Raw genomic sequence first — 11,873 nt, 5'->3', positions numbered from 1 at the left:
GACGGGCTGTAGCGCAGCTTGGTAGCGCACTTGACTGGGGGTCAAGGGGTCGCAGGTTCAAATCCTGTCAGCCCGACCAAAGAAAACCCCGCCAATCCGGTATCGGATTGGCGGGGTTTTTTTGTTGTCCGGAGTCCGCCGCGCCGGCACCCCCATGGAACGGCCCTATTTGAGGAAGCGGGAGGTCCTGCGGTCTGCGAGGATCTTGCCCTTGGTCTGGCACGTGGGGCAGTACTGGAGCGCGGTGTCGGCGAAGGACACTTCACGCACGGTATCGCCGCAGACCGGGCACGGCAGGCCGGTCCGGCCATGAACGCTCATTGCGTTCCGCTTCGTATCCTTCAGGTCGGCGGGGGCCTTGCCTGTGGCCTCCTTCACCGCCGCTCCCAGGACACTGTGGATGGCGTCGTACAGGACCCGCACGCTCTCCTGGTCCAGCGAACTGGCGATGGCAAATGGCGAGATTCTTGCCGCGTGCAGGATTTCGTCGCTGTAGGCGTTGCCGATGCCGGCCATGACGCCCTGGCTCCGCAGCACGCCCTTGATCTGCTGCGAATGGGACGCGAGGATCTCCGCGAACTGCCCGGGGCCGAATCCGGGGTCCAGCGGATCGGGCCCCAGCCCGGCAATTCCCGGAACGTCGCGGGGATCACCCACCACGTAGACCGCCAGGCTCTTCTTGGTTCCGGCTTCAGTCAGGTCGACGCCGACATGATGGCCGTCCGCTCCGGCGAACCCGATCCGGGCGGCGATGGGGCCCTTTCCCGGACGAAGCGGAGCCGCTGAGGGGGATTCCGTGTACCGGACCCAGCCCGCCCTGGCGAGGTGAAAGACGAGGTGCAGCCCGTCGGCGTCGATGCTGATGAATTTACCGAAGCGTTCCACGCCGGTGACGGTGCGGCCCACCAGGGCCGTGTAGGGCGGGTCGGCCGTCTTGAGCACGGCCACGGACAGCACCTGGAGCTTCTCCAGCACTGTGCCCCGCAGGCGCCCGCTGAGGAACGACGTCAGACCGGCCACTTCCGGTAGTTCTGGCATGCCACCACTTTGCCACAGCCGGACGGCGGATTGGGCGTTCCGGCCGCGTCCGGTGGCTGTGGAGTTGTGCATATACTTTCAGCGGTGGCTTGTTCCCTACGCCTCCGTTGACATTGGTGATAAACCCGATGAAAGGCCCCTGATGAGCAACATTCCCTCTGATCTGTCCTACACCGCCGAGCACGAATGGGTGTCCGCTCCGAATACTGACGGTGTGGTCCGCGTGGGGATCACCGACTTCGCCCAGGATGCACTCGGGGACGTCGTTTACGCCCAGATGCCGGAAATCGGAACCACCGTTAAGGCAAACGACGTCATCGGCGAGGTTGAGTCCACCAAGAGCGTGAGCGACATTTACGCTCCGGTCTCGGGCGAGATTGTGGCCCGGAATGACGCGCTGGACACCGATTCGGCCCTGATCAACTCCGATCCCTACGGCGACGGCTGGCTCATCGAGGTCAAGCTCGCCGAAGCTGACGCAGTGGACTCCCTGCTCAGTGCATCCGAGTACGAACAGCAGGTAGGCTAAAGCTAACCAGTCCCGCTGACCGGCCATTGAATCCAATGGCTGGCCAGCAGGCGGTAAACCGGATTTGCCGGGCATTTCCGGACGGTATGCGTTGATTGCAGGGGGACATCTGCAACGAAGGAGGAGGATTCCATGGTTGGCGGCGAACAGAACCACACCAACAGCGATTACGGCACGGGCGTGGGCAGGGCTTCGGAGACAACCTCGATCAACCTCACTCCCGTTCGTGATGAGCCCACGATCGTACCTAAGCTCTCCCCGGAGGAACGCGCCGCGGTTGAGGCGTTGCCTTTCGGCTCTGCGCTGCTTGTGGCCCACAGCGGGCCAAACTCGGGTGCCCGATTCCTGCTTGACTCCGACGTCACCACGGCCGGGCGGCACCCGGACGCCGACATCTTCCTCGACGACGTGACGGTTTCCCGCCGCCACGTTGAGTTCCGGCGAACGGCCCGGAGCTTTGAGGTGGTGGACACCGGCAGCCTGAACGGCACATACGTTAACCACGACCGCGTGGACAGCGTGGAACTGAAGTCCGGAAACGAAGTCCAGATCGGCAAATTCCGACTCACCTTCTACCTGAGCCCTGCCCGCGCAGCAGGACGCGTCTGATTCGGAGCGGCTGCCTGTGGCAATGGCACAACCGGAGCGCCGGGGACCCCTGGTCCTGAACATCGGGGAAGTTCTCGCTCAGTTGAGCGATGACTTTCCGAGCATGACCGCGTCCAAAATCAGGTTCCTCGAGGAAAAAGGACTCATCAATCCGCGGCGCACGCCCGCGGGATACCGGCAGTATTCGGACAGCGCCGTCGAGCGCCTCCGCTTCGTCCTCTCGCTCCAGCGGGACCAGTACCTGCCGCTGAAGGTGATCAAGGACTACCTTGACGCGATAGACCGCGGGGAACGCCCCGAGAACCTCCCGCCCGGCGTGACGGTGTCCCCGCGGATCGTGTCCGATGAGCTCGCCGCTGAACTGCAGAACAAGGCCCGCAAGCTGAGCGAGGAACAGTTGCGGGCAGAGTCCGGGGCCAGCGTTCCGCTCCTGCAGTCCCTGCTGAGCTTCGGCCTGATCGGCCACACCAACGGCAAGTTCGACGAGCACGCCCTGCAGGTGGCCCGAGCGTGCGTCCAACTGGAGGGACACGGCCTGGAGCCCCGGCACCTGCGCCCCTTCCAGGCGGCTGCCGAGCGGGAATTCGGCCTGGTGGAACGCGCCGTTGCCACGCTGACGTCGCGCAAGGACGCGGCATCGCAGGCACGGGCCGCCGAGGCAGCCCGTGAAATCAGCGACCTCTGCCTGACACTGCACCGGGCGCTGGTCCAGGACCGTATTTCGCGGATGGAAATCTGATGATCGAAGTAGAGATTGTGGGCGTACGGATCGAGTTGCCCTCCAACCAGCCTCTGGTTCTGCTTCGGGAGATCCACGGTGAACGGCACGTGCCGATCTGGATCGGCACGCCGGAAGCAAGTGCGATCGCCCTTGCGCAACAAGGCGTGGTGCCGCCGCGGCCCATGACCCATGACCTCCTTGTCGACGTCGTGGAAACCTTGGGGCACGCCGTGGTCAGCGTGAACATCGTGGCGGTTGAAGACAACATCTTTTACGGCCAGCTCCAGTTCGACAACGGCGCCACAGTCAGTTCCCGGGCTTCGGATGCCCTGGCCATTGCCCTTCGGGCGAAATGCCGCATCTGGTGCGCCGACTCCGTCATGGATGAGGCCGGCGTGAGGATCACCGAACACGACGACGGCGAGGACACCGAGCCCGGCCCCACCGTGGACGAAGAACGCGAACTGCGCAGGTTCCGTGAGTTCCTGGATGACGTGGAACCCGAGGACTTCGACGGCTGAAGGTCACGTTAAGGTTAAAGTTGAGGCTGAATCTTTCGACACGCCCCAACAATGACCCGAACGTCTTTGACCTTGGGCCGTGGCAGGCCTAACGTCGAAGGTACCAAGTTCCCATTGCGTACAACAGCCGCGCAAGTCACACTGGAAAGTGCTACTCCGGCCAAATTACATGCGTGATCTTCATGCCTGTAGAAGCTGTTGCGGCAAGTTCCCCAAGGGGAGCTCATGACAAGGAGGATCCACGTGAGTCCGAAAGGCGAAGCAGGCGAGCTAAAGCAGCCCTCCACGGCCGGCGTAGCTGTGCCCGCGAGCGGCGCTCAGGGCCTTCTCTTCACTGAGGACCTCCCCGTCCTTGACGAGGACGCCGGCTACCGCGGCCCCACGGCCTGCAAGGCAGCCGGCATCACGTACCGGCAGCTGGACTACTGGGCCCGCACCGGACTGGTGGAACCTGCCGTGCGCGGCGCTGCCGGCTCGGGTTCGCAGCGGCTCTACGGCTTCCGTGACATCCTCGTGCTCAAGGTCGTCAAACGGCTCCTGGACACCGGCGTCTCCCTCCAGCAGATCCGCTCCGCGGTGGAACACCTGCGCGAGCGCGGCGTGGAGGATCTGGCCCAGATCACCCTCATGAGCGATGGCGCGAGCGTCTACGAATGTACCTCCGCAGATGAGGTCATTGACCTCGTCCAGGGCGGACAGGGCGTGTTTGGCATTGCCGTGGGCCGGGTTTGGCGCGAGGTTGAAGGAAGCCTGGCGTCCCTGCCCAGTGAGCACGCAAGCGAGCAGACGTTTCCCGACGACGAATTGAGCAAGCGCCGGGCAGCCCGCAAGATCGGCTAGGCATTCCCCGGAATCCAGCACGCACGGCGAAGGCCGCCTCCCCGTCGGGGAGGCGGCCTTCGTTCATTTCGGCCTGCCGGGGAAAGCTCCCTGCCGGGGAAAGCCCGGACCTCAGCGGTGGCTGCGGCTGCGGCTGCCCTTGTTCAGCGACATCAGATTGCCGAGCAGCGTGTCGTAGAGGCCGGCCGCGGACTTGGCGGAGTCGCCGGGCCAATGATGCACGGAGTGTGCGGCGCCCTGGATCTGCTGCCAGTTGGCCTGTTCCGGGATGTGCGGCGCCAGCAGGAGGTCACCGAACATGGACTTCATTTCGGCGAGCCGGAACGCGTGCTCGGAGGATCCGGTCCGGACCCGGTTGGCCACGATGCCCGCAGGGGAAAGATTGGGGGCGAACTCCTGCCGGAACAGCTGGATGGCGCGCATGGTGCGCTCCGTGCCGGCAACCGAAAACAGTCCCGGCTCGGCAACCAGGGCCACCTTGTTGCTGGCCGACCACGCCATTCGGGTCAGGCCGTTCAGGGACGGCGGGCAGTCCACCAGGACCAGCTCATACTTGTCTGCGCCGGCCAGGACCGTGGAGAGCCTGCGCAGGTCCCTTTTGCCGAGATCGGGGCGGTCATAGATTCCGGTGTAGGCAGATCCCACGGCCACATCCAGCACGGCGGGGCCGGAGCCGTTGCTTTCCGCACGCCCGATCCAGCCGCTGGGGACGACGTTCTCAAGAAGCCGGGCCTTGCGCGGGCTCCTGAGCATCCTTCCGATATCCAGGTTGTCGGTTGGCTGCACTCCGAGGGCAGTGCTGGCGTCGGCATGCGGATCGAGGTCCACCACGAGCGTGGGAATGCCTGCGGCCAGTGCCGCAGACGCCAATCCGGTTGTGACCGATGTCTTGCCGACACCGCCTTTGAGGCTGCTGATGCTGACTACTTGCACTTGAAAGACCAATACCTAACGCCGGTTGCCGTGTTGGGGTAGTTTCCGTTCCGGTACTGCCGGAACCGGGGACAGGCTTCCGCCGCCCCACTCATCATATGTTGACCCCGTCCGGAATCCGTCCTTATCAGGCCCGGCATGGCTCATCGCGGAGCAGTTCCGGCGCCAGCGGAACGCAGGAGTGAATGTGGTCCCGAGATGACGGATAATTCTGTGATGGTGGACACAATGATTTGTGTTTCAATGCGCCCGTCTTACACACTGTGACCACTTACCGATACACCCGCAATGATGCAGGAGAAGTATGTTTTCCAAGATTCTGGTGGCCAACCGCGGCGAAATCGCTATCCGCGCTTTCCGCGCCGGCTATGAGCTCGGCGCTAAAACAGTCGCCGTGTTCCCCAACGAGGACCGCAACTCGATCCACCGCCAGAAGGCCGACGAGGCGTATCTGATCGGTGAAGAGGGCCACCCCGTCCGCGCCTACCTGGACGTCGACGAAGTGGTGCGCGTGGCCAAGGAGTCCGGGGCCGACGCCATCTACCCCGGTTACGGCTTCCTTTCCGAAAACCCCGACCTTGCCCGGGCCGCGAAAGCCGCCGGCATCACCTTCGTCGGGCCGCCGGCCGAAGTCCTCGAGCTCGCCGGCAACAAGGTCGCAGCCCTGGAGGCCGCCCGCAAGGCCGGCGTCCCCGTCCTCAAGTCCAGCCAGCCCTCGAAGGACCTCGACGAACTGATCGCAGCCGCGGACGAGATCGGCTTCCCGATCTTCGCCAAGGCCGTGGCCGGCGGCGGCGGACGCGGCATGCGCCGGGTGGACACCCGCGATGCACTGCCCGAAGCCCTGCAGTCAGCCATGCGCGAGGCCGACGCCGCATTCGGCGATCCCACGATGTTCCTTGAGCAGGCCGTGCTGCGCCCGCGCCACATCGAGGTGCAGATCCTGGCGGACGCCGAGGGCAACGTCATGCACCTCTTCGAACGTGACTGCTCCATTCAGCGGCGCCACCAGAAGGTGATCGAGATCGCTCCGGCCCCCAACCTGGACGAAGGCATCCGGCAGGCGCTGTACCGCGACGCCGTGAAGTTCGCCAAGGCCCTCAACTACGTCAACGCCGGAACGGTCGAGTTCCTCGTGGACACCGTGGGGGAGCGCGCCGGTCAGCACGTGTTCATCGAAATGAACCCCCGCATCCAGGTGGAGCACACCGTCACGGAAGAGGTCACCGACGTCGACCTCGTCCAGGCACAGATGCGGATTGCCTCCGGTGAAACGCTGGCAGACCTCGGCCTCTCCCAGGAAACCGTCTTCCTCAAGGGCGCGGCGCTGCAGTGCCGCATCACCACCGAGGACCCGGCCAACGGCTTCCGCCCCGACGTCGGAAAGATCACCGGCTACCGCTCTGCCGGCGGTGCCGGCGTCAGGCTCGACGGCGGCACCGTCTACTCGGGTGCCGAAATCAGCCCGCACTTTGACTCAATGCTCGTGAAGCTCACGTGCCGCGGCAGGGATTACCCCGCAGCGGTGGCCAGGGCGCGCCGTGCCCTGGCGGAGTTCCGTATCCGCGGCGTGTCCACCAACATCTCCTTCCTGCAGGCCGTGCTGGACGATGCCGACTTCATCGCCGGCAACGTGGCAACGTCGTTCATCGACGAGCGTCCCGAGCTGCTGAAGGCCCGCGTTTCCGCCGACCGCGGCACCAAGCTGCTGACGTGGCTCGCCGAGGTCACTGTCAACAAGCCCAACGGCGAGCTCAAGGTCCACACCGATCCGGCCACGAAGCTGCCCGCGGTGGCCGGCCACGAGCCGCAGGCCGGCTCACGCCAGCGGCTGCAGGAGCTCGGACCGGAAGGGTTTGCCCGCGCCCTGCGCGAGCAGACGGCGGTGGCGGTCACCGACACCACCTTCCGCGACGCCCACCAGTCGCTGCTGGCCACCCGCGTGCGCACCAGGGACCTGGTTGCCGCCGGCCCCGCAGTCTCCTCGCTGCTGCCCGGGCTGCTCTCCGTCGAGGCCTGGGGCGGCGCCACCTACGACGTCGCCCTGCGCTTCCTGGGCGAAGACCCCTGGGACCGCCTCGCGGCACTGCGGAAGGCATTGCCGAACATCTGTCTGCAGATGCTGCTCCGCGGCCGGAACACGGTGGGCTACACGCCGTACCCGGAAGAGGTCACCGAGGCGTTCGTGAACGAGGCGGCCGCCACCGGCATCGACATCTTCCGGATCTTCGACGCCCTGAACGACGTCAACCAGATGGCACCTGCCATCCGCGCCGTCCGCGCCACCGGAACGGCCGTCGCCGAAGTCGCACTTTGCTACACGGCCGACATGCTGGACCCGGACGAGAAGCTCTACACCCTGGACTACTACCTGGAGCTGGCGCAGAAGATCGTCGACGCCGGAGCCCACATCCTCGCGATCAAGGACATGGCCGGACTCCTGCGGCCTGCCGCCGCCGCGAAACTCGTGACGGCGCTCCGGGAACGGTTCGACCTCCCCGTCCACCTGCACACCCACGACACCGCCGGCGGACAGCTCGCCACGTTGCTCGCCGCGGTTGATGCGGGCGTCGACGCCGTGGACGTCGCCTCGGCGTCCCTGGCCGGGACCACCAGCCAGCCGTCGGCTTCCGCGCTGGTCGCGGCGCTGGCCCACACCGAGCGGGACACCGGGCTGAGCCTCGCCAACGTCAGTTCGCTGGAACCCTACTGGGAAGCAGTGCGCCGGGTCTACGCTCCGTTCGAGTCCGGCCTTCCGGGCCCCACAGGCCGCGTGTACCAGCACGAAATCCCGGGCGGGCAGCTCTCGAACCTCCGGCAGCAGGCCATGGCCCTGGGCCTGGGCGAGCGCTTCGAGGCGATCGAGGACATGTACACCGCGGCGGACCGCATCCTGGGCCGCCTGGTCAAGGTGACGCCGTCCTCCAAGGTGGTGGGCGACCTCGCCCTGCACCTCGTGGGGCTCAACGCCGACCCGGCCGACTTCAACGAGAATCCGCAGAACTACGACATCCCGGACTCGGTCATCGGCTTCCTGTCCGGCGAGCTCGGCGATCCTCCCGGTGGCTGGCCGGAGCCCTTCCGCACGAAGGCCCTGCAGGGCAGGAGCATCAAGGTCCGCGACGCCGAGCTCAGCGCCGAAGACAGCGCAGCGCTCCGCGGCGATTCGAAGACCCGGCAGCAGACGCTGAACCGGCTGCTCTTTGCCGGTCCCACGAAGGACTACCAGAAGAGCGTGGAAACGTACGGCAACGTCTCTGTCCTGGATACGCGGGACTACCTCTACGGCCTGCAGCGCGGCGAGGAGCACGTCATCCAGCTGGAGAAGGGCGTCCGCCTCATCGCTTCGCTGGAGGCCGTCTCGGAACCGGACGAGAAGGGCATGCGCTCGGTCATGTGCACGCTCAACGGCCAGTCCCGGCCGGTCCTGGTGCGCGACAAGTCCGTGGTCAGCAACGTGAAAGCCGCGGAGAAGGCCGACCCCGCCCAGCAGGGCCAAGTCGCCGCCCCGTTCGCCGGAGCCGTGACGGTCACCGTCAAGGCGGGCGACACCGTCAAGGCAGGCGACACCGTTGCCACCATTGAGGCCATGAAGATGGAGGCATCCATCACGACGCCGGTGGGCGGCAAGGTGACGCGGCTGGCCATTTCCGCTGTGGAACAGGTACAGGGCGGGGACCTGCTGCTCGTGGTTGAGTAGCCGCCGGCTCCGTAGCGGGGCAGTGCTCCTGCTCCCCGCGACTCCATACCGGTAGGCTGGAATCCTGAGTGAAGGCTGTGAGGGCGGCAAATGCCGCCCTCACAGCCTTCGCATACCGAGATGATCACACTGAGCGGGAGCCATGACGCAGACGAACACGCCCAAGCCCGCGCCGCGGCCCGACCGGAGTCCCAGGGCTGCACTTCCGGCGCCGCAGCAGAGCCCTGAGCAGATGAGCCCGGAGCAGATGAACGCAGAGCCGACAAATGCAGCCACTCCGGAGGCAGCCGCTCCGGAGGCAGCCGAAGGCGCGGCTCCCGCGGACGCCGTTGACGAAGTCACCGTCGACGAAGACGCTATTCAAGCAGACATGCCGGACGTTCCGCCGTCCGGCGAAATCAGCGTCGTGACCGTGTCCGACGCGCAGGACCGCACGTCTGCCGGGTCGCTGTCGGCCGTCAACAGCATTCCGCAGCCCGTCGCGGCACCAGCGATTCCGGCAGTCACTGCAGGACCAGGCCCCGTCGACGGACCGGGTGAGCCCGGTACCGCACCTGCATCAGGTCAGGCACCTGAACACGTGAGCGAACGCCGGGAACGCGCCGAAGGCCCGGAGCCGGCTGCGGCGCTGACCGCTGACCGCCTGCTGAACAGAACGGCGGCCCCGCCCGTCGAAGGCTGGCGCCGGTGGCTGTTCCAGGCGACCTTCGGCTACGTGAACCTGGGCGATCCGGACCGGATCCGGATCCAGCGCGCCATGGAACACCGGATCGCCATGCGCCTGGGGGAGCGGACGCGGTACGTGCCGGTCCTGTCCCGCAAGGGCGGCGTCGGAAAGACCACGGTCACCACCCTCCTGGGCATGGTGCTCGCAGACCTGCGCGAGGACCGCGTCATCGCCATGGACGCCAATCCGGACCGCGGAACGCTGTCGGACCGTTCTCCCGGCCGAGCGGACTTCACGGCACGCCAGCTGGTCAAGGACAGGTTCACGGTGAATTCCTTCGCACAGCTGTCCAACTACACCGCCCGGGACGGTTCGCGGCTCGACGTCCTGGCCTCGGACACCGATCCCATGGTGGCCCATGCGTTCGACGACGCCGATTACCGGGCCGTCACTGACATCCTCGGCCGCTACTACTCAATCGTCCTGACTGATTCCGGCACCGGCATGGTGCACTCCGTCATGAAGGGCACCCTCGAGAAGGCCGACGCCGTGGTCCTCGTCTCGGGCGGCAGCGTGGACGAAGCGCGGCTGGCCTCCGAGACGCTGTCCTGGCTGGAGGCCCACGGCCGCCAGGACCTGGTAGCCAAGGCCACGGTGGTCATCAACATGGCGGCAGGCGACCGGACACTGGTCAACATCGACGAGATCGAGCAGCACTTCCTGTCCCGGGTCAAGAATGTGGTCCGGATTCCGCACGACCGGCACCTTGCAGAGGGATCACGGATCCAGCTGAGCCAGCTCAGGCCCGCAACACGGGGTGCTGCCGTGGAGCTTGCCGCTTTGGTGATGGACGAACTCCAGCACGCCTGACATTCAGCGGGCGGCTTGGGATGTTGCAAGTGCTCTGGACGCTGCCGGGTGACGGTGCCAAGGTGAAGCAGTGCAGGTGAACAGTCCGGCACTGAAGCAACGGAGGTTGTCATGAATCTCGACGAACTGGTCTTCCACCCCTGGGTTGTTCAGGGGCCGCGCGACGTGCCTACCTTGGTCGGCGGCTCCGGGAGCTACGTCATCGACGCCAGCGGACGGCGCTACCTGGACTTCGGCTCGCAGCTGGTGTTCACCAACCTCGGTCACCAACATCCGCGCATCGTCGCTGCGATCAAGGAGCAAGCCGACCGTCTGTGCACGCTCGCACCCGGCCACGCGTCCGACGTCCGGGGCGAAGCGGCGCGGCTGATTGTGGAGGTCGCGCCGGAGCGCCTCGGGCACGTGTTGTTCACCACCGGCGGAACGGAGGCCATCGAGCACGCGGTTCGAATGGCGCGCCTTTACACCGGACGACCAAAGGTGCTCGCCGCCTACCGCTCGTACCATGGTTCGACGGCGGCATCGATCCACCTCACCGGAGACCCGCGCCGCTGGGCTTCGGACACCGGCGCGGCCGGTGCCGTCCACTTCTTCGGTCCGTTCCTGTACCGGTCGGCGTTCGGGTCGAGGACCCCGGAGGAAGAGTCCGAGCGGGCGCTCGCCCATCTCGAGCAGGTGATCCTCCTGGAAGGCCCGTCGACGATCGCCGGCCTGGTCCTGGAATCTGTGGTCGGCAGCTCGGGCGTCATCGTCCCACCAACGGGCTACCTGCGCGGGGTCCGCGATCTGTGCGACCGCCACGGCATCGTCTACATCGCCGACGAGGTGATGGTCGGCTTCGGCCGCACGGGAGCCTGGTTCGGCGTCGACCACGGTGGCGTGGCACCAGACCTGATGGCGTTCGCGAAGGGCGTGAACTCCGGGTACGTCCCGCTGGGCGGCGTGCTGGTCGGCGACGCGATCTACGAGGCGTTCACCAAACGCCCCTACCCCGCAGGCTTGACGTACAGCGGCCACCCACTAGCCTGCGCAGCAGCCGTCGGCGCCATCAATGCGATGCACGAGGAGGACACCGTCGCGGCAGCTGCCCGACTCGGCACGGACGTCCTTGGGCCAGGACTCAGGGAGCTTGCCGCGAAGCACGAGTCCGTCGGGGACGTTCGCGGCATCGGCGGCCTCTGGACCGTCGAACTGGTCCGCGACCGGCTGACCAAAGAGCCGCTCGTGCCCACAGGAGCCACTGGCCCGGCGAACGCGCCGATGGTCTCCTTCGCCAAGGCGTGCCTGGATCGGGGTCTGTTGCCGCTGACCATGGGCAACCGCGTCAATGTCGCGCCTCCCCTCAACGTGAACGACTCCGACGCCGCCGCGGGCCTGGCCATCCTGGACGAGGCACTGGCAGCAGCCGACGCATTCCTGACGTAACGGAACGTCGGTCCCGGCCA

The 11,873-nt window shown here is 66.3% G+C and carries 9 protein-coding genes, 1 tRNA gene and 1 pseudogene; 9 read left to right on the top strand and 2 right to left on the bottom strand.

Annotated features, from left to right (window positions below):
• The first annotated feature begins 2 nt into the window (after positions 1–2).
• A tRNA-Pro gene (locus tag ASG92_RS11730) sits at positions 3–79 on the top strand.
• 86 nt (positions 80–165) lie between these two features.
• On the opposite strand, the gene ASG92_RS11725 is transcribed toward ASG92_RS11730, so the two are convergent.
• Entirely contained in the window at positions 166–1,038 is an 873-nt protein-coding gene (locus ASG92_RS11725; RefSeq protein WP_056628353.1) for a DNA-formamidopyrimidine glycosylase family protein, read from the bottom strand.
• Positions 1,039–1,180: 142 nt separating this feature from the next.
• On the opposite strand from ASG92_RS11725, the gene gcvH reads away from it, so the two are divergent.
• The 5 genes from gcvH to ASG92_RS11700 all read left to right on the top strand — a co-directional run bounded on the left by gcvH (position 1,181) and on the right by ASG92_RS11700 (position 4,258).
• A complete protein-coding gene (gene gcvH / locus ASG92_RS11720; RefSeq protein WP_056628252.1) occupies positions 1,181–1,567 on the top strand; it encodes a glycine cleavage system protein GcvH in 387 nt (128 codons plus the stop codon).
• A gap of 132 nt (positions 1,568–1,699) precedes the next feature.
• The gene (locus ASG92_RS11715; RefSeq protein WP_056628249.1) at positions 1,700–2,176 is read left to right on the top strand and encodes an FHA domain-containing protein; all 477 of its coding nucleotides are present in this window, start codon (positions 1,700–1,702) and stop codon (positions 2,174–2,176) included.
• 22 nt (positions 2,177–2,198) lie between these two features.
• On the top strand, positions 2,199–2,915 hold the full coding sequence (locus ASG92_RS11710; RefSeq protein WP_056628248.1) for a MerR family transcriptional regulator: 717 nt from the start codon (positions 2,199–2,201) through the stop codon (positions 2,913–2,915).
• A complete protein-coding gene (locus ASG92_RS11705) occupies positions 2,915–3,418 on the top strand; it encodes a bifunctional nuclease family protein (protein WP_056628245.1) in 504 nt (167 codons plus the stop codon). Before ASG92_RS11710 ends, ASG92_RS11705 begins: the two co-directional genes overlap by 1 nt.
• Before the next feature lie 243 nt (positions 3,419–3,661).
• The gene (locus ASG92_RS11700) at positions 3,662–4,258 is read left to right on the top strand and encodes a MerR family transcriptional regulator (protein ID WP_056628244.1); all 597 of its coding nucleotides are present in this window, start codon (positions 3,662–3,664) and stop codon (positions 4,256–4,258) included.
• Between the two features lie 111 nt (positions 4,259–4,369).
• On the opposite strand, the gene ASG92_RS11695 is transcribed toward ASG92_RS11700, so the two are convergent.
• Positions 4,370–5,191: a ParA family protein gene (locus ASG92_RS11695; RefSeq protein ID WP_056628349.1), complete on the bottom strand. Its 822-nt coding sequence runs from the start codon at positions 5,189–5,191 to the stop codon at positions 4,370–4,372.
• Positions 5,192–5,495: 304 nt separating this feature from the next.
• On the opposite strand from ASG92_RS11695, the gene ASG92_RS11690 reads away from it, so the two are divergent.
• The 3 genes and pseudogenes from ASG92_RS11690 to ASG92_RS11680 form a co-directional block, all read left to right on the top strand.
• Positions 5,496–8,891, top strand: coding sequence for a pyruvate carboxylase (locus ASG92_RS11690; protein WP_056628241.1), 3,396 nt, complete (start codon positions 5,496–5,498; stop codon positions 8,889–8,891).
• A gap of 142 nt (positions 8,892–9,033) precedes the next feature.
• A complete protein-coding gene (locus ASG92_RS11685; RefSeq protein ID WP_056628239.1) occupies positions 9,034–10,428 on the top strand; it encodes a MinD/ParA family protein in 1,395 nt (464 codons plus the stop codon).
• 99 nt (positions 10,429–10,527) lie between these two features.
• A pseudogene (locus ASG92_RS11680) lies at positions 10,528–11,853 on the top strand (aspartate aminotransferase family protein); the annotation flags it as partial.
• Positions 11,854–11,873 lie beyond the last annotated feature (20 nt).

The organism is Arthrobacter sp. Soil736, from assembly GCF_001428005.1.
Taxonomy (GTDB): Bacteria; Actinomycetota; Actinomycetes; order Actinomycetales; family Micrococcaceae; genus Arthrobacter.
Note: the sequence above shows the minus strand (reverse complement) of the source record. Positions and strands in the feature narration are given on the sequence as shown.

Excerpts from the sequence above, each read along its gene's own strand:
- ASG92_RS11725 (WP_056628353.1), bottom strand. The coding sequence starts at position 1,038 with ATGCCAGAACTACCGGAAGTGGCCGGTCTGACGTCGTTCCTCAGCGGG.
- gcvH (WP_056628252.1), top strand. The coding sequence starts at position 1,181 with ATGAGCAACATTCCCTCTGATCTGTCCTACACCGCCGAGCACGAATGG.
- ASG92_RS11715 (WP_056628249.1), top strand. The coding sequence starts at position 1,700 with ATGGTTGGCGGCGAACAGAACCACACCAACAGCGATTACGGCACGGGC.
- ASG92_RS11710 (WP_056628248.1), top strand. The coding sequence starts at position 2,199 with ATGGCACAACCGGAGCGCCGGGGACCCCTGGTCCTGAACATCGGGGAA.
- ASG92_RS11705 (WP_056628245.1), top strand. The coding sequence starts at position 2,915 with ATGATCGAAGTAGAGATTGTGGGCGTACGGATCGAGTTGCCCTCCAAC.
- ASG92_RS11690 (WP_056628241.1), top strand. The coding sequence starts at position 5,496 with ATGTTTTCCAAGATTCTGGTGGCCAACCGCGGCGAAATCGCTATCCGC.
- ASG92_RS11685 (WP_056628239.1), top strand. The coding sequence starts at position 9,034 with ATGACGCAGACGAACACGCCCAAGCCCGCGCCGCGGCCCGACCGGAGT.